This window comes from Agarilytica rhodophyticola (genome assembly GCF_002157225.2).
In the GTDB taxonomy this organism is placed as follows: Bacteria; Pseudomonadota; Gammaproteobacteria; order Pseudomonadales; family Cellvibrionaceae; genus Agarilytica; species Agarilytica rhodophyticola.
This window is the reverse complement of the sequence record NZ_CP020038.1, coordinates 2,318,788-2,335,757: the sequence shown is the minus strand read 5'-3', so window position 1 is coordinate 2,335,757 and position 16,970 is coordinate 2,318,788. Positions and strand designations below refer to the sequence as shown.

Genomic DNA, 16,970 nt, shown 5'->3' with positions numbered 1-16,970 from the left:
AAAATTCTCATTTAAAATAATGTGAAAAGTATTAGTGCCAGTAAAGTCCCCAGCAGTGGTACAACAACTGTAAGCGCAGCCATTGGAAAATACGCGGCCTGATGGGTCTCCCCACATATAGCACGAATGGTAGTGACAACATACCCGTTATGAGGCAAGGTATCTAGTGCCCCAGAAGAGATAGCCACAACTCGGTGTAAGGCCTCGCTATCCACACCTAGATCAATATAATGAGGGGCTAATACAGGTAATGCAATACTTTGGCCTCCCGATGCAGAACCTGTCATTGCTGCAATGGTAGTAACAGCAATTGCCGCTCCCAGCAAACCATTGCCGGGAAGGCCTGTAATCGCATCAACCACCACAGGAAATGCCGGTGATGCTTTAGCAACTGTGCCAAAACCCACTACAGCAGCAGTGTTAGCAATTGCCAGCAAAGCGCCAAGAGTCCCTTGGGAAACAATTTTATCCAAGCCTAGAAATGTCCGATGCACAAGTCCCCAGGCACATAGACAGCCTACGCTTAGGGCAAGTATTAACGCATATTGCGCGTAAGTTTTATGAAAAACAAAAGTTACCAACAGAACGGCAACAATTGGTATCACAGATAAAGTGAACGCGGGTAAGTCGCTGGTTTTCGCTTGTGGATCACCTTCTCTTTGGCTAAAAACTTCACCGTTAAGTAATGCTTTCCTTATCATTTTATTTAGCCACCAATAGCCTAAAAAAATCATAAAAAGTGCCACTACTATACTCACTTCCCAACCAGCATATGGCGAGGTACCTAAGTACTTTATGGGAATCCAATTTTGAATTTCTGGTGACCCCGCAGAAGTCATCGTGAATGTTACCGAACCAAAAGCCATAACCGCAGGTATAAATCGGCGGGGCAGATTGGCTTGCTTAAATAAGCTAAGAGCCATTGGATATACAGAAAAGGCAACTACAAAAAGGCTGACACCACCGTAGGTCAAGACAGCACATGCTATGACGATAGCGGCGACGGCGTTACGCATCCCCAACGCAGCGACGGTTGACGCAGCGATTCTATCGGCAGCGCCAGACTCCTCCATAAATTTGCCAAACAACGAACCAAGTAGAAACATAAAAAACCAACTGCTCAAAAAGCCAGCAAAACCGTCCATATATACTGTTACAAAACTCATACTGTCATTATCAGTAGGAATAATCTTTATACGGCCCGTTAAAGCCACAACTATTGCACATAATGGCGCGCTAATAAGCAAATTCATGCCGCGAATGGTAAAAACCATGAGTAAAATAAGTGCCAACACAAGCCCAATCATACTAACCATAAGAATTCCAATATGAGTAATATAGAGTTATTTTGGATACAAAATTGAGCGCCTTAACATAACCTCAACCTGTAAGAATATATTGAAATAATACGTGGTCTAGCAAATTTATGCTTCATACCAAGGTATAGGGGCAATGATGAATAAAAAGTATTACACTATGCGAGACATCGTAAGAAACACAGACATCAGAAGCTATGCGTCGCTAACATATGTTCCACTAACAATTGCACCGTTAAAGAACGTTGCAATATGCAAGTTTAAGCGACGTCGTATCTATAATGACGTCATAACTTTGTTAGTATTGTGGTTACCTTGTTGTTATTGCGGTTAACAATGTGATTAAAAGACACGTTAATTTTTTAGTATTGAGTCTTATCAATCACCTTATTGAACAAACTAATTATAATCAGTAATTCAACAAAGGTTCGAAAATACTTAACGTTTTTTTGGAAAGAAATAAGCTCTTAGTAGCATATTAATAGAGTATTAAAATACTTGTACGGCAAATAAATGGGGGGTTGATGAATGCAAGTTGTGGTAGTAACTACACACGCAAAGCAATTGTAACATTAGCCAATAATGACCAAGGTAAAGTTATGTATATATCGTTACAGTGGCCAAATAAAAATTAAATTAATAAGATATTAGAAACTATTGTATAACTTTTAGAATAATAATAGTTACTCGTTATCAAATTGTTTCTAAAAATTTTTGCCATTAGGTTAGAACAATGAAAAATATTGTCCTGCATAAACATCCACTCACCATTGCAATTACTTTAGCTAGCGCTCTATCTGCTCATTCATACGCAAATCCTGCACTTGAAGAGGTCATCGTAACAGCTCAAAAGAGAGAGCAGAATTTACAAGATGTGCCAATTGCAATCACAGCATTTAGTGCAGACCAGCTCGCTGCGCAGGGAGCCAGCTCTATTATTGATGTAGAAAAGAGTGTCCCTAATACTCAGTTGCGTGCGAGCCGAGGTACAAACTCAACTTTAACGGCGTTTATACGTGGAGTGGGACAACAAGATCCTCTATGGGGCTTTGAGCCCGGTGTTGGGATATATATCGATGACGTTTATATCGCACGTCCACAAGGCGCGGTGCTGGATATTATTGATATAGAAAGACTTGAAGTTTTACGCGGGCCTCAGGGAACACTGTATGGAAAAAATACCATCGGTGGAGCTATTAAATACGTTACTCGCAAAATGTCGGGTGATTTGCGTGGCAATATCAGTACATCAGTGGGAGCGTTTAATCAGCGCGATGTCAAAGTCTCAAGTCAAATTCCTCTGATTGATAACGTGCTCTATGCTGGTTACTCTGTGGCTTCCCTTACCCGAGATGGCTTCGGTACTCAATTTAAAGATTACTTGCCAAGCACTTCTGGTAACGGTGAACTTGGAGAGTTTCGACGCACAGCAGAGAACTATAATAAAGATGTACTCGCCGCCAGCGGAACAATCGAGTATTCCCCTGGCGACCGTTGGTTTTTTAAAATTGCCGCTGATCGCCTTGAAGATGAATCAAACGGCCGTTGTGGCTCCCGCTTCGCGAATAATACTGTCGCCGGCCCTAACGGTGAGTTTTTTCCGGCAACCGATAATGTATTCGATTCTCAGTGTGGTATTACTGAATTACAAAATGTCGAGACTCACGGATATTCTTTTACGGCAAAATATGATGTCAGCGACGCACTATCTTTTAAATATGTATTCGCAGAACGAGAAGGCAATACCCAAACATTCATTGACTTTGACGGTACACCTCTCGATAGTTTTGATATTCCTGCATTTTATGATGATGAACAAACAACTCACGAATTACAAGTTAACTTTACCAATGACTTTATTGCTATAGTCGGCGGTTTATATTATTACGACGGTACAGCTGCAGGTGCTTTCGACGCTTTGTTTGGTCAGTTTAGCCCCACCGGCGTATTAAGTGGTACTCAATTTTCTAATGCAGTATCAGGCGAGGTAGATACAGAAAGTAGTGCTATTTACATTAATGCGAACATAAATCTCAGTTCCAGTCTCACCCTGACTCTTGGGGGCCGCTATACCAATGATGAGAAAGCTGCTGACGTTAATCGTGCATTTTTGTTAACGAGTAACTCGTTTCCTGGTACCACTAATCAAGGCTCAGGAATTTCTTTCGGCGATCCAGCTTTCGATGTCGTAACATCAATTCGTACAGACTTTAATAAAGAAGACACTAATGACGACTGGAATCAATTTACGCCATCGGTAAAACTAGGTTGGGATGCTAATGATGATGTTATGATTTATGGTTCCTACGCTAGAGGCTTTAAATCGGGCGGGTTCGATATGCGCGCCGACGCCATTGTCGAACCCAATGCTGCCGAAGGTTATGATCCGGAAACCGTGGATACATTTGAAATTGGTCTAAAATCTCAGTTGTTCAATGACCGTTTGCGGATGAATATCAATATTTTCCACTCAGACTATCAAGACCAGCAAGTGACGGTGCAAGCGCCGGCTCCTCCACCTGCGTTTTTCTCTTCTACCGTGGTAAATGCCGGTGAGTCGACAATTCAAGGGATTGAGTTTGAAAGTACACTACAAATAACAGATGACCTAGTTGCTAACTTTGCGTTTGGTTATCTTGACGCGGAATTTGAAGAAGTAACAGAATTAATTCCTGTAGGCGTAGATGCTAGTGGGAATCCTATCCTTGAAGAAGTTAACAGAGCAAATCGCGTAGAAACAGTTAACCGCAATACCAATGAACCAATTATTATTGAACCTTGGGGTGCACAAAATGCCCCTGAACTAACAGGTCAACTAGGCCTTAGTTATTACCTAAATGTTGGTGATTGGGGTACATTCGCGTTTAATACCGCACTCTCTTATCGCGATGATGTCCGTATGTTTGAATCTGTGACCTCCGTTATCGATCAGGAAGCCTACAGTCTTTGGGATGCAGGTGTAATATGGAATTCTGTTGATGATCATTGGACAGCATCGTTACATGCTAAAAATATTACCGACAAAGAATATCGTACGGGAGGCTATAACTTTCCTGCAACCGCAGGAGAAGATGCAATATTGGGCTTTTATGGAGACCCCAGAACCTGGACATTAACCATAGGTTATGAATTTAATTAAAAAGCACCTCTAAAGTCTTTTAATACAAGAGAACCTTTAACGGCTTATTTAAAGGTTCTCCATGAAATAGTATTTATTCCCGCCACCAAAACCACTAAAAACAATGGATTGTAAGTAGCTTAAAAATAACGACGTAACTCCACTTGAAAGTAATCATCTGCCCGGAAGTCAAAATCAAATGTGCCTACTTCAGCTGAGGAAAAAATTCGAGCTTCCGCTTCAATTTTCCAATTATCATTTAGCCGTCGACTAACTTCGGCAGAAAAAGAGCGGTTGCTGTAATCTAAATCCTGACTAGCTAACAAAAGGATTTCTGATCCATCGATATCATTAAACGCCCAGCGCACACCGGCAACAAAATCATTTTGTGCGATAGTTTGACGAAAACCGATACGATCATCAAATTGATATTCCGCAACGATGCCTAAATCCGCATTGCTGCCGCCCACAGTAAAAAAGGTATATTCAACGCCACCAACAAAGGCAGAATTACGACCAAAGTCTTGCTCATAAATTGAAATGGCTTCGAGTTTAAACAGCCACGCATCGGTGGTCGCCTGAACATCAATACCCGTCTGTTCAATTTGTTGATATCTTGCTCTAAATGCAAGCTGGTTAGCGCCTACAACAACAGGTTCAAATACAGGAACTCGACTAGTACCAGAAAAATGTGAGACACCAAAATCCCAGATATCGATGTAATGTGACCAACGCAAGGCTAGATCAATATGGCTTTCTTCATCACCCGACTGATACACTTCTTCATCTAAAATGAGTGGCCCTGGGCGTAGACGTGATTCAATGCCCGGAAATTCTCTCTCACGAAAATACGGCATTACATACGCAGAAAGTGTCCCCCAATCTTGTGCAGTGACAAACTCTATCATAGGCTGGCCGAGCTTATCTTCGCCATCAATATTTTCTAAGGTATCTGTTTGATTAATAATGTCTACTAGATGTACTGATTCTGCAACCCCCCAAAAAATCTTGCGAACTCCGGCATAAACTTCAAAACTATCAAAATTTTTCCACCAATATAATTCACGAATATCACCATGAGTGCGTTCGCTATCTTCACTATCTGCGCGGGCAAAACCTGTAAAAGCTATGCGTTGGGTATTATCATCATAGTCATGATAATACTCAATAGAGGCAGTTAATGATGCATTATTATCTGATTGTCCTGGAAAGATCGGGTCATGTTGGAAATATCGTCCCTCTAAACCCACATACCCCGAAAGATCATGAGCCATAACTATGGATGGAAAAGCTACGGCCAACAAATTAAAGGCCGATAAAAATCGGCGCGTCTGGTGTTTCGTCATACGTATTACTTAGCCCGTGATAAACTATTTTTGTCAAAATCTTTGTCTGTAAAGTTATTACCAAATTTCCAGTTAGTTTGTTCGAGTACTGTCACTTTTCCCGTCTGATGATTAGTCATGGTCATTTTGTGAGAGCGCCAATATTTGTCTAGGTATTGATTGTACTCCTCAAGTATTAAAGTTTTCTTTTTACGGCCACCACGATCATAATAATATGTTTTCAGTGGTATATAGCGTTCTGCATCGATGAAAATTTCTATTTTAGAATAACCCGATTTAGGATCTACAGGGTCTGCCTCATTAACAAAAACTTTAACACCTTCATGGGTATCTTCACGCAAGAATTTATAGGTATACTTTTCAACTTCTTGCGAAGCAATATCTTCAAAAGCAAATTCGCTATTCATAAATGCACCTGCCTTATTACTTGAAGAAATGCGCTTTACTTTTCTCAAGCCAGGTAGGTACAGCCATTGGTCATCAGCTCCGACCTTGTGGGTAAAAGATAAAAAAGCCGTACCTTTGACATCGCCAGGATTATCAAAGATAACGATTGATTTGTCACCATCCCCCTCTTGTTCCTTGGTTCTATTACGCAGATTACGTGGTCGCTCGTTACCATATTTATCACGCAATATCATTTTGCTTTGATTCATAGAGTCGCCAAATCCCTTATCACGCGAGTCAACTTCTTTCGCTAATGCAAGGCCTTTTTCTTCCGGGGTTTGCGCTATTGCATAATGCACATAGAGCGCGCAAATGCTAGCCAACAACGTGGCATACAATTTAAGCATAATGTGTTTCCTTTTTTTCGGTGTCAGAGGTTGGGGAGTCTTGCTGATCAAATTCATCGGCAGTTTGGTGTTTGTCAAATTTTAACAATAATACGGGTAACAATAAAAAATCAGCGAGTAAGGCCATCGCAATGGCGATAGCTGTTAATATCGCCATATTAGAATTCATACCGAAACTAGACTGTCCTAATACAGCAAAGCCTGCAACTAAGACAATAGATGTCACCACAATTGCAATACCTACAGTAGAAAAAGCATAACGTACAGCATGCTCTCGACTGAGGCCTTTTTCCCTTCTAGCTCTTAGATACTTACTTAAAAAATGAACCGAATCATCAACCACGATCCCCAAAGCCATGCCAGTCACCATAGAAACGGCAACATTAACTTGACCGTCGATCAACCCCCACAAACCAAATGCCATAGCTATCGGCAATAAATTAGGAATAAGACTTAACGCGCCTATACGTAAGTTACGTAAGGATACCGTAATTAACATCGAAATAATTACAATAGCAATGGCAGTGCCGTACAGCATATTTCTCATATTAGTATCTGAGATATAGGCGAACATAACGGCGGGGCCAGTACCATAAGCGTCAAGCTTCTGCTCTTTTAACAGCCATTCACGCCCGGCTTCGGCGATACTGGCGATTTGGCTTGATGGCATGTCCTTTACTGTCACTATAATTTGAGTCGCACTTTTACCTATATCCATTTGATTATTTAAATCAAGTCCTTCTGGCAACGACAATTCATATAATAAAACGTATTGGGCACTTAAATCCTTTTCTTCTGGTAGACGATAATATTCTTGATTATCTGCATGCATATTTTTATTAATACGTTTGAGCGTATCAGTGAAAGTATTAACATGTGTAACATCGGGGTTCTTTCTCATCCACGTCACAAACGCTTCGACTTTCTTCATAAAAACTGGATTACTAACACCGTAGTCTTCACCTGAAGACAGTGAATACTGGATTTGATAAACACCTGTTAGATTGTCGTTAACATAATCTGTATCAACGCGAAATTGTACAGAGTCATCAAAATACGCAACAAAATTGTCATCAAAAACATTAAGTGGTATCGCCGAAACAATAAGTATCGCAAACAGACCTGCTGAAACAAAGACAGCTTTTCTTTTACGTATAACGAACTCGCCTAATAATTCCATCCAGTGTTCAAATTTGTTACCGCTGCTTCGTGCCTTTATCGACATCGTGGCCAATATTGCAGGTAAAAAGGTAACGGAGAGAACAAAAGCCCACATAACCCCAATAGCGGTAATATTGCCCAGATCATGAAACGGCGGTGCATCACTGGTGTTCATCGATAGAAAGCCCACAGCTGTTGTCACCGAAGTAAGAAAAACGGGCCCAATATTTAAGCGCATGCTATGGTGAATAGCTTCCTCACGGCTCATCCCTTTTCGCAGAGCTGAAAATAAAGTCGTTAATATATGAATAGAATCGGCAACAGCAAGCGTCATAATGATTGTGCCAGAGGCAAATGAAGGGGGGGTCAACTTAACACCTAGCCAACCTGCAGCTCCCATTGAGGCAGCGACAGAAAATACGATAACCAGCACCGTCGCTACTGTCGCTCCAATAGATCGCAATAAAAAAGTAATGGTTAAAATAATAATCAAATACATCGCAGGTGTGAGTGTCATAAAATCTTGTATCGATGCTTCGAAAAAAGCGTTAGATAACATGACAACACCTGTCATATGCACCTTTACCGGATATTTCTTTTCAATTTTTTCTTTTAATTCACGTGCAGCGGTCACTGCTTGCGGGGCTTCATCTGGCGATAACTCTGGCATTTGAAATGTAATATTAACAGCAGTTACCGACGCTTGAGGATTAAGCAATTGGCCAACAATAAAAGGAGCAGCTAAAGCAATACGCTTTTTTTCCAATAACTGCTCAGGAGTATAATTAAGCGCGCCCTCTATTAAATCCTCTACGATTAAATCATCATCTTGGGCATGGGAATATTGAAAGTTAGAAATTGAATCTACCCGTAAAGCAAATGGTAGTTGCCATGCCGCAGTTGTTACCTCCTCGACAGCACTTAACACTTCAGGAGTAAAAACCTCACCACTATCAGGCGTTATTGTAAAAAGGATATTATCATTTTTGGTATAGGTTTTTTGCTGTTCATCAAAAGCTTTAAGATGAGAATTTTCTTCTGAGAAGAATGATCGGTAGTCATTGTCAAAAGCCAAATTTTGCGCGCCATACATTAGCGCAAGACTTGCCATAATAGATATTGCCATTACCAACCAACGCCAACGAATAACAAATTCTGTATAGGCATATATTTTTTCATTGAGGGAATCTTGCATGATCTACCTTTTTCCTTTGCAAAAATAAAAGTTACATCTGTTAGCGAAAGCCAAACCGACCAGACGGTATGTACATTCTTAAATTTTTACTTTTTTAATGAAGTAACATAAGTTACCAAGCACTCGATTGCAGACCTAAACGAGTCCACATCACGACAATATTTACCCTGCATCACAGCTCCGTCAAATGCCGTTACAATAAATATGGCCGATGCTCGAGCATCGACTTCTTTACGCACTTGGCCATCAGCTTGGGCTCTCATAATCGCGGCCTCAAACCTATTATGAAGCTTTTCAAACATCGTCACTATTTTTTGACGAAATCCTTCATCATTGCCGCACATTTCTGTGGCGATATTACATGCTGGGTAGCCAACTTCCAATTCGTCAGCGGTTATATTTTCCGCAAACTGAGTCAACCATTGGCAAATAGCATCTACAGGGCGCTTGTCGGATAAAGGTGCTTCACAATCATCTAAACATTGCTGAATAAATATCTCGTCGAACACGGCATACCCAAGCTCTTGTTTATTTGCAAAGTGATGGTACAGAGCCCCTTTTGAGACACCCGCTTTTTGTAGAATATCTGACAGGCTAGATGCCTTAAAACCATTGACGCGCATTTCATCAGCAGTGATATTCAAAATATGTTGACGCGTTAGTTCTGAATCTCGAGACTGAGCCATATAGCTTACTTATGTTTCCTACTATTTACTGCATAGTGTCGTATTAATACTCTCTCAGCACGAGAGAACGGCGTGATTAATTACAATTAAAAGAAAGACTAACAGACCGACCGGTCTGTTGGCAAGAAAATATATTGAAAGTGCATGAGATCTAAAAAGCGCAACTAACGCTATAAAGATACCTATAGAGAGATGCGACTTCCAGAAAAGCCCTTATCCAGAGTCTATTCGTTTTAGATTTTAGATTTTAACCTTTCGCACTTCTAACTTGGCGCCCAGGAGGTGGGGCGCCAATATGAAGTTGGTTACGGGACTTAGCAAGCTGCATCTGTTTTTGTCGTTCAGAAAAACGAGCATGCTGTTCAGGCGTCTGCTTATCAAAGCAACGCGGGCAAGCAACACCTTCCATATATTTGTCTGACAACTTTTCTTCTTCTGTGATAGGGTGACGACAACCATGACATTGATCATATTGTCCTTTCTCAAGATCGTGATTTACCGATACACGGTTATCAAAAACGAAGCATTCTCCTTTCCACATACTTTCACTTGCGGGAACTTCTTCGAGGTACTTTAAGATACCACCTTCTAAATGGAAGACCTCATCAAAGCCCTGCTCTTTGAGATAAGCTGTCGACTTTTCGCAGCGAATGCCTCCAGTGCAAAACATTGCCACTTTCTTGTTTTTTTGAGGGTCTAAATGGTTGGCGACATAGGCGGGAAATTCACGAAACGTCTCAGTTTCGGGGTTTATGGCATTTTCAAATGTCCCAATATCGTATTCATAGTAGTTACGAGTATCGACAACAGTGACATCTGGATCACTAATCAATGCATTCCAATCCTTAGGCTTAACATAAGTGCCGACAATTTTATTAGGGTCGACAGATTCGACCCCCATGGTGACGATTTCTTTCTTAAGTTTTACTTTCATTCGGTAAAACGCTTGCTCATCGTCATGTGATTCTTTGTAAACAATATCAGCCAAACGAGGATCGTTCTTAAGATACGCTAACACCGCATCAATCCCTTCTCTGGAACCAGCAATAGTGCCATTGATACCTTCATTGGCTAATAGCAATGTGCCTTTAATACCATTTTCAGCACAAAAATTTAGCAAAGGTTCACGCATTTCACGGTAGTCTGGGAGAGAGACAAATTTATATAAAGCACATATAACTAAGGGGTGGGTCATTAGATTAACTCAAAAACTATAATTTGGTGAAAAATGGAGCACGATTCTAAAGGATACTACGACGAAACACCAAACATGTTGAGATATATCAACTATTACTCTTACTGCCACCGAGGCAAGCAGGAGAATCCGGAACATTGCCATGTTCAGACCATTCCTTAACAGAATAGAGGTGCAGAGCAAGCGCGTGGACGCTGCCAGATAGCTCTTCTTGCAGAATAGAATAGACATTTTGGTGGCGTTTAACAGCTCGTAGTTCATCAAACGATGAGGACACCATAACCACTTTAAAGTGAGTTTGGGCATTTTGCGGCACATTGTGGCCGTGGCTTTCATCCACAACGCTAATGTATGTAGGTTTCAGTTGCTGCTGCAGCTTTTGCTCGATTCTATCTCGCATCTCGCTCATGGGTAATTCCTCATTAGTATTAAAACTCCTAAACATAGATCGACTTTGATTATGTTCTTATGGTATAAGTTCATAGTTCGATATATTTGCAGAAAAACTAAGCAAACATGTATACAAAAGAGACTTTGTCTGATTTAACTCAAGTATTGCTCTTGTATGATGGTTTACTGTTGAGAATTAGTTTATAGAAATCATCTGTAATATATGTAAAAAATACGTAACATATTGATTGTAAATGTTTACATTTCACCCATAGCTAATAAAGTAAAAGGCCTAGCGGAATGACACAAAAATTAGTATTTGTTAATAGGCGACGGGGCACAGACCGGAGATTTGACCTCGACCCTTGCAAAAATATTGCTGCTGATCTGTATCATAGGAAGCGCCGCAAATCTGCTGAAAGACGTAACCTAACTCGCTCCCTAATCGATGATTACTATGCTTATATGCAAAAAACCATCGAGCAAACACAGATGAAGTCAAAATCTCAAACCAGTAACACACAAAATACTTAAATATTTACAATCAGCAGACTTAACTTCGTAAAGCAGAGTATGCTGTATATTGATGATGCTACAGCTAGCTATCGAGCAGTAACTAGCGACAAACACCGAAATACAAAGGGAGGCTATTAACAGCCTCCCTTTGTATATGGATAGAACGCCAGCGACATAAGACAGCGCTTAATTAGGCAATATATTGCCCCACCTGAAGAATCTTCATCGTATTGGTGCCGCCCAGCTCGTTAACATCACCTTTGGATAAGATAATCAGATCACCATCTTGTACAATTTCCTGACGGCGCAATTCTTCAACCGCCCCACGGTTTATCTCCGCAGAAGGAATACTACGATTATCAAACAACACCGTTTGTACACCTCGGAATAACGCAGCTCGTCGCAAGGTGGCGGTATCGTGAGAAAATGCAAAAATAGGTAAGCGTGTACCACAGCGAGACATCAATAAAGGTGTCGACCCTGTTTCGGTAAGTGCTGCTATACCTCTTATACCCTTCAATTTATCTGCCGTATACATAGTCGCCAAAGCAATTGATTCATTGATCGCCTTGCCACCCTCTTCATCAGGTGTCACTCTGGTTTCCGCCTGAGGTTGTTTTTCTGCACCGATAATCACACGCACCATGGCCTCAACGGTTTGCACTGGAAACTTACCTGCAGCAGTTTCGGCAGATAGCATAACGGCATCAGTGCCATCTAACACGGCGTTGGCAACATCGAATACCTCGGCTCGAGTAGGTAGCGGACTCTCGATCATCGAATCCATCATCTGTGTGGCAGTGATAACACAGCGATTCAAGCAACGAGCGCGAGAGATAATATGTTTTTGAACACCGATCAGTTCCGCATCACCGATCTCAACACCTAAATCACCTCGGGCAACCATAACTGCGTCGGAAGCCAATATGATCTCATCTAATACTTTATGATCAACCACTGCTTCAGCACGCTCGATCTTGGCGACCATGTGACAACTGCCACCCGCTTCTTTAGCCAGTTGGCGAGCAAAATTCATATCATCCGCACTGCGTGGGAAAGATACGGCGAGATAATCGACACCGATGGCTACAGCCGTTTTGATATCTTGCATATCTTTTTCAGTAAGGGCTGGTGCTGTTAAGCCACCACCTTGACGATTGATACCCTTATTGTTAGAAAGCTTACCGGCTACAGTTACCGTAGTCTCTACTCTAGTTCCCTCAACGCTATCCACTTTAAGTACCACGCGACCGTCATCTAGCAGCAGTGAATCGCCAGGCAAAACATCATTCGGCAGCTCTTTATAGTCGATGCCAACATGTTGCTGATTACCTGCATCTCGCTCTAGCGAAGCATCTAGCACAAACTTATCGCCCACTTTCAAGAAGATAGGCCCTTCAGCAAAGCGCGCAATACGAATTTTGGGGCCTTGTAAATCCCCTAGAATCGCGACAAATTTATTGTGCTTGGCAGCATATTCATTGACTTTATCTGCACGAGCCTGATGATCCTCTGGACTACCGTGGGAGAAATTCATTCTCACAACATTTACGCCGGCCAAAATAAGTTGTTCTAAGACACCCGGTTCATCGGTTGCAGGACCCAAGGTGGCGACAATTTTGGTGCGTCTAAACATATTTTTCTCCGTGGACTAGCGTTACGATAAAAGTTGGGCGCATTCTACACACCCTAATGGATAATTAAAAAAAATTATTGAAAATAAATGAAAACATGTAACTGAAAGGTAATATTATTGTGTGCTCCAAAAACAGCTAAGAAGCATTAGTGCACACAATATTTTCTTCATGATATCTATTCTAACAAAATAAATATCACAATGTCCCTGAAACCATAGAAATCATTACACCTGCGGCAACAGCAGAACCTATAACACCGGCAACATTAGGCCCCATAGCATGCATGAGAAGGAAGTTTTGCGGGTTGGACTCCAGTCCAATTTTATTTGAAACCCTAGCGGCCATTGGAACTGCCGAGACCCCCGCCGACCCAATCAATGGATTAATCTTGTTCTTACTGACAAGATTCATGAATTTCGCCATCAATACACCGGCAGCCGTACCAATCCCAAAAGCAACCACACCTAGCAACAAGATACCGAGAGTCTTAGGGTCTAAGAACTTATCGGCGGCCAATTTGGATCCTACCGAGAGCCCTAGGAATATGGTTGTAATATTGATCAAAGCATTTTGTGCTGTATCGCTTAAGCGAGATACAACCCCACACTCTTTCATCAAGTTACCAAAACAGAACATTCCTAATAAAGGAGCAGCAGAAGGCAGAACTAGGGCGACTAATATCAGCATCAATATGGGGAAGGTGATTTTTTCACGGCGTCCAACCACACGTAGCTGCGTCATTTCGATCCGCCTCTCCTGCTCTGTGGTCAACGCACGCATAATCGGCGGTTGGATCATCGGAACCAGCGCCATGTAAGAATACGCAGCAACAGCAATCGCCCCAAGTAAATCGGGTGATAACTTACTAGCAACATAAATGGCCGTCGGACCATCGGCACCCCCGATAATTCCAATCGCTGCGGCATCAGCAATGGAGAAATCCATGATACCGAAGGCTGATAACCCCACGGCTCCGAGAACTGTAGCAAAAATACCGAACTGCGCCGCAGCGCCAAGAAATAGTGTACGAGGGTTAGCCAGAAGCGGGCCGAAGTCAGTCATAGCTCCAACCCCCATGAAAATAACCAACGGCGCTACACCACTGGCGATGGTGACACTGTAAAAGTTATACAGCATGCCATTTTGATAGCCAGCACCCGCAGCAATCATAGCGATTTCATGCTGAATTTGAGGTGAGGCATTCGACACAGCTTTTAGCAGTTCTTTACTGGACTCCCATGACTCCATGCCCACTAATGACGCTATATTCATAATCACTTCAGGCTGACCGGCCTCAATAGCAGCATCAATAGCGGACGCCGCAAGCCCGGCACCAGGGATGTTGGCCAATATTCCACCAAAGCCAATGGGCACTAGCAATAAGGGCTCAAAACCTCGTCGGATTGCAAGAAACAGCAACATCAGACATACAATCATCATCGCCAGTTGCCCAAATTCTATTTGGTATAGACCTGAGTCGTACCATAAACTGAGAAAATTATTCATCGAATCAGCGCCTAGCCCTATGCCACAGTTAACAGAACATCACCCACAGCCACAACATCCCCTTCTTGGATGTTGATCGAAACAACCGTACCTGCTTTAGCCGCACTGACTTGAGTTTCCATTTTCATCGCTTCCATGACAACCAGGGTATCGCCTTCGGCAACCTGCTGTCCGGAACTCACCAATACCCTAAATATGTTTCCAGCAAGAGGAGCTTTAACAGGTTCGCCGCCCTCTTGGGCGCTAATAGTAGGCGCTGCAGACGGCGCGCCCGCTAAGGGCACTACCCCGGTTAATTCACCACCATTGCTCACTGAAACTGTATAAGACCGGCCTTCTACCTCGACGGTATAAACCTCATCACCATTTTCAGCATGCACAACAGCACTTTCTGTCCCTGTTGGCACTGGCTCGAAAGCGTCGGGATTGCCTCTATTTTCAAGGAACTTAAGGCCGATTTGAGGAAACAGCGCATAGGTAAGAACATCGTCAATTTCATTGCTGCCAGAAGCTAGGCTAATACCGCGAGACTTAGCTTCGTCTTTTAACTCCTGCGTCAATGCAACTAACTCAGGTTTTATTAAATCCGCAGGACGACAAGTGATAAGCTCGCAATCATCTTCTGCTAATACTTTGGCTTGTAACTCTTTGTTTACTGGCGCAGGAGTCGCACCGTACTCTCCCTTTAGCACACCGCGCGTCTCTTTAGAGATAGTAGCGAACCGCTCACCGCGAATAACGTTAATCACAGACTGAGTTCCCACTATTTGCGAAGTAGGCGTCACTAGCGGAATAAACCCAAGATCCTCACGAACACGGGGAATTTCTTCTAATACTTCATCGAAACGGTCTTCTGCCCCCTGCTCTTTAAGCTGGCTTTCCATGTTCGTCAGCATACCTCCAGGAACTTGAGCAGTAAGAATGCGCGCATCAATACCTTTTAAAGATCCTTCGAATTTGGCATATTTTTTTCGAACATCGCGGAAATACAAAGCAATATCCTGTAATGCGCTTAAATCCAGACCAGTATCCCTCTGCTCCCCTTCCAAAGTTGCCACTAGAGTTTCTGTAGGACTATGGCCGTATGTGGTGGACATGGTAGAGATAGCGGTATCTACATTATCAATACCGGCCTCCACACACTTCACTAAAGTAGCATGAGCCAAACCTGTAGTCGCGTGACAGTGAAGGTGGATTGGAATATCACAGGTAGCTTTTAGCTTCCTCACCAGCTCGTACCCCACATAGGGTTTTAGCAAACCTGCCATATCTTTAATCACGATGGAGTCCGCCCCCATCTGCTGGATTATCTTACCTTGCTCGACCCAGCCATCCACAGAGTGAACGGGACTTAGGGTATAAGAGATAGTACCTTGGGCATGTTTGCCCACTTTCTTAACAGCCTTTAAAGCCGTCTCGATGTTACGCATGTCATTCATTGCGTCAAACACACGAAACACATCGACACCGTTGGTCGCTGCGCGCTCGACAAACTTCTCTACCACATCATCAGCATAGTGACGGTAACCAAGGATGTTTTGCCCACGCAGCAACATTTGATGTGGGGTTTTAGGCATTGCTTTTTTAAGTTCACGAATGCGCTCCCATGGATCTTCCCCGAGATAGCGAATGCAGGCATCAAACGTGGCGCCTCCCCATGTTTCAACCGACCAAAAACCAATATTGTCGATTTGTTCTGCGATTGGCAACATATCGTCTAGGCGAAGACGTGTTGCAAACAGGGATTGGTGGGCATCTCTCAGCACAACTTCGGTGATACCCAATGGCTTTTGTATGTCAGTCATGAGTGGTTTCTAATCTCTTAAATGCATGAAGAGCCTAAGGCTGGTTTTTGGCTCGATGTTGGTGTATGGCGTCTTGAATTACCGCCAGAATAACCGGATCTACGGCTGCCGGTGTGTTTGCGGAACTAGGTGCTTTGGCAACAGGTTCAGGCTCCTGCTCAGCAAAATAATTGGCGATGATTTTCGACATGAGCGTTACGCTAATAACTAACAAAGTAAGGAAGACAAATACCGTCCCCATACCAAATAGCATTAAGTCCACACCTTGTTGGAATAGTGAGCTTTGCATCAGGTCCTCATCTTTT

Annotated in this window: 13 protein-coding genes; 2 read left to right on the top strand and 11 right to left on the bottom strand. The window is 42.5% G+C overall.

All coding sequences use genetic code 11. The features are described 5' to 3' along the window. Positions 1 to 11: 11 nt before the first annotated feature. Positions 12 to 1,316 (bottom strand): GntP family permease, encoded by a 1,305-nt coding sequence (locus BVC89_RS09875; RefSeq protein WP_086931034.1) that lies wholly within the window; start codon positions 1,314 to 1,316, stop codon positions 12 to 14. Positions 1,317 to 2,049: 733 nt separating this feature from the next. Between BVC89_RS09875 and BVC89_RS09870 the strand changes: the two genes are divergently transcribed. Further along, a complete protein-coding gene (locus BVC89_RS09870; protein WP_086931033.1) occupies positions 2,050 to 4,455 on the top strand; it encodes a TonB-dependent receptor in 2,406 nt (801 codons plus the stop codon). 119 nt (positions 4,456 to 4,574) lie between these two features. On the opposite strand, the gene BVC89_RS09865 is transcribed toward BVC89_RS09870, so the two are convergent. The 6 genes from BVC89_RS09865 to BVC89_RS09840 all read right to left on the bottom strand — a co-directional run bounded on the left by BVC89_RS09865 (position 4,575) and on the right by BVC89_RS09840 (position 11,220). Then, entirely contained in the window at positions 4,575 to 5,780 is a 1,206-nt protein-coding gene (locus BVC89_RS09865; RefSeq protein ID WP_086931032.1) for a TonB-dependent receptor, read from the bottom strand. Positions 5,781 to 5,785: 5 nt separating this feature from the next. Next, positions 5,786 to 6,574 (bottom strand): outer membrane lipoprotein-sorting protein, encoded by a 789-nt coding sequence (locus BVC89_RS09860; RefSeq protein ID WP_086931031.1) that lies wholly within the window; start codon positions 6,572 to 6,574, stop codon positions 5,786 to 5,788. Continuing rightward, complete coding sequence (locus BVC89_RS09855) at positions 6,567 to 8,930, bottom strand: efflux RND transporter permease subunit (protein WP_086931030.1); 2,364 nt, start codon at positions 8,928 to 8,930, stop codon at positions 6,567 to 6,569. The genes BVC89_RS09860 and BVC89_RS09855 overlap by 8 nt, the downstream gene beginning before the upstream one ends. A gap of 86 nt (positions 8,931 to 9,016) precedes the next feature. Further along, entirely contained in the window at positions 9,017 to 9,616 is a 600-nt protein-coding gene (locus BVC89_RS09850; protein ID WP_086931029.1) for a TetR/AcrR family transcriptional regulator, read from the bottom strand. A 247-nt stretch (positions 9,617 to 9,863) separates the two neighbouring features. Next, positions 9,864 to 10,811 carry an oxygen-dependent tRNA uridine(34) hydroxylase TrhO gene (gene trhO, locus BVC89_RS09845; RefSeq protein WP_086931028.1) on the bottom strand — a complete coding sequence of 316 codons (948 nt, stop codon included), beginning with the start codon at positions 10,809 to 10,811 and terminating at the stop codon, positions 9,864 to 9,866. 88 nt (positions 10,812 to 10,899) lie between these two features. After that, on the bottom strand, positions 10,900 to 11,220 hold the full coding sequence (locus BVC89_RS09840; protein WP_216825124.1) for a BolA/IbaG family iron-sulfur metabolism protein: 321 nt from the start codon (positions 11,218 to 11,220) through the stop codon (positions 10,900 to 10,902). A gap of 281 nt (positions 11,221 to 11,501) precedes the next feature. On the opposite strand from BVC89_RS09840, the gene BVC89_RS09835 reads away from it, so the two are divergent. Next, positions 11,502 to 11,735 carry a hypothetical protein gene (locus tag BVC89_RS09835; protein ID WP_086931027.1) on the top strand — a complete coding sequence of 78 codons (234 nt, stop codon included), beginning with the start codon at positions 11,502 to 11,504 and terminating at the stop codon, positions 11,733 to 11,735. A 172-nt stretch (positions 11,736 to 11,907) separates the two neighbouring features. Here BVC89_RS09835 and pyk read toward each other — a convergent pair whose 3' ends face one another. From pyk to BVC89_RS09815, 4 genes are all read right to left on the bottom strand, one after another. Continuing rightward, positions 11,908 to 13,353 (bottom strand): pyruvate kinase, encoded by a 1,446-nt coding sequence (gene pyk / locus BVC89_RS09830; RefSeq protein WP_086931026.1) that lies wholly within the window; start codon positions 13,351 to 13,353, stop codon positions 11,908 to 11,910. A 196-nt stretch (positions 13,354 to 13,549) separates the two neighbouring features. Continuing rightward, positions 13,550 to 14,860, bottom strand: a complete 1,311-nt coding sequence (locus BVC89_RS09825) for a sodium ion-translocating decarboxylase subunit beta (protein WP_086931025.1) — start codon at positions 14,858 to 14,860, stop codon at positions 13,550 to 13,552. A 17-nt stretch (positions 14,861 to 14,877) separates the two neighbouring features. Beyond that, a complete protein-coding gene (oadA, locus tag BVC89_RS09820) occupies positions 14,878 to 16,665 on the bottom strand; it encodes a sodium-extruding oxaloacetate decarboxylase subunit alpha (protein WP_086931024.1) in 1,788 nt (595 codons plus the stop codon). A gap of 34 nt (positions 16,666 to 16,699) precedes the next feature. Next, positions 16,700 to 16,954: an OadG family protein gene (locus BVC89_RS09815; protein WP_086931023.1), complete on the bottom strand. Its 255-nt coding sequence runs from the start codon at positions 16,952 to 16,954 to the stop codon at positions 16,700 to 16,702. Positions 16,955 to 16,970 lie beyond the last annotated feature (16 nt).

Bases quoted from the DNA above. Each gene is read 5' to 3' on its own strand.
- oadA (WP_086931024.1), bottom strand. From the start codon at position 16,665: ATGACTGACATACAAAAGCCATTGGGTATCACCGAAGTTGTGCTGAGA.
- BVC89_RS09825 (WP_086931025.1), bottom strand. From the start codon at position 14,860: ATGAATAATTTTCTCAGTTTATGGTACGACTCAGGTCTATACCAAATA.
- BVC89_RS09840 (WP_216825124.1), bottom strand. From the start codon at position 11,220: ATGAGCGAGATGCGAGATAGAATCGAGCAAAAGCTGCAGCAGCAACTG.
- BVC89_RS09865 (WP_086931032.1), bottom strand. From the start codon at position 5,780: ATGACGAAACACCAGACGCGCCGATTTTTATCGGCCTTTAATTTGTTG.
- BVC89_RS09850 (WP_086931029.1), bottom strand. From the start codon at position 9,616: ATGGCTCAGTCTCGAGATTCAGAACTAACGCGTCAACATATTTTGAAT.
- BVC89_RS09855 (WP_086931030.1), bottom strand. From the start codon at position 8,930: ATGCAAGATTCCCTCAATGAAAAAATATATGCCTATACAGAATTTGTT.
- BVC89_RS09875 (WP_086931034.1), bottom strand. From the start codon at position 1,316: ATGGTTAGTATGATTGGGCTTGTGTTGGCACTTATTTTACTCATGGTT.
- BVC89_RS09835 (WP_086931027.1), top strand. From the start codon at position 11,502: ATGACACAAAAATTAGTATTTGTTAATAGGCGACGGGGCACAGACCGG.
- trhO (WP_086931028.1), bottom strand. From the start codon at position 10,811: ATGACCCACCCCTTAGTTATATGTGCTTTATATAAATTTGTCTCTCTC.
- BVC89_RS09815 (WP_086931023.1), bottom strand. From the start codon at position 16,954: ATGCAAAGCTCACTATTCCAACAAGGTGTGGACTTAATGCTATTTGGT.
- BVC89_RS09860 (WP_086931031.1), bottom strand. From the start codon at position 6,574: ATGCTTAAATTGTATGCCACGTTGTTGGCTAGCATTTGCGCGCTCTAT.
- pyk (WP_086931026.1), bottom strand. From the start codon at position 13,353: ATGTTTAGACGCACCAAAATTGTCGCCACCTTGGGTCCTGCAACCGAT.
- BVC89_RS09870 (WP_086931033.1), top strand. From the start codon at position 2,050: ATGAAAAATATTGTCCTGCATAAACATCCACTCACCATTGCAATTACT.